Below are 741 nucleotides of genomic sequence, written 5' to 3'. Positions count from 1 at the left end.
GTTGTTGCCGACACGATCATGCGCACCATCGAGTTGGGGGTGACGATCACCGACGCCGCGGTCGACGAGAAGACGACGACGATCTTCTGCAGGCCGGTGGCCTGTGACGCCAGGTGTCCGGACTGCGGCCGGGAGGGCCGCTACCGCGACACTGTGACTCGGCCGTTGACGGATCTGCCGGTGGCCGGCTACCCGCTGGTGCTGCAGGGTGCCCTACCTCGCTACCGCTGCACAACGCCAGCGTGTGGGCGGGCAGTGTTCAACCAGGATCTGGGCAAGTTGGCGGCCCCGCGCTCATCGACGACGCGGCGCTGTGCCCGGTATGTATTGCGGCGGTTGATGATCGACCGCACCACCATTTCGGCGATCGCCGCCGAACTCGGGGTGTCCTGGCATACTGTCAGCTCCATCGCGATGCGTGCGACCGCCGGCCTGATCGCCACAACCGGGCCGGATCGGCTGGCCGGGGTGACGGTGATCGGTGTCGATGAGCATCGCTGGGCGCCTCGGCGTCGCGGCACAGAGGGGTTCGTCACGCTGATCATCGACCTCACGCCTACCCACGACCAGACCGGCCCGGCACGCCTGCTCGACCTGGTCGAAGGACGCTCAGCGACCGCACTGGCCACGTGGTTGGCCGCCCAACCCACCGACTTTGCCCGGGCCGTGGAGGTCATTGCGATGGACGGGTTCGCCGGCTACAAGACCGCCGCCACCGAGGTCATCCCGGACGCGGTCACC

At 68.2% G+C, this 741-nt stretch carries 1 protein-coding gene; it reads left to right on the top strand.

Features of this window, described 5'->3' with window-relative positions; all coding sequences use genetic code 11:
- Positions 1 to 18 precede the first annotated feature (18 nt).
- On the top strand, positions 19 to 741 hold a 723-nt coding region (locus tag FPZ47_RS27760), incomplete at its 3' end, for a transposase (RefSeq protein WP_210420050.1).

The organism is Mycobacterium helveticum (assembly GCF_007714205.1).
Classification (GTDB): Bacteria; Actinomycetota; Actinomycetes; order Mycobacteriales; family Mycobacteriaceae; genus Mycobacterium; species Mycobacterium helveticum.
The sequence above is the reverse complement of the archived record's forward strand: the minus strand, read 5'-3'. Positions and strand labels throughout refer to the sequence as shown.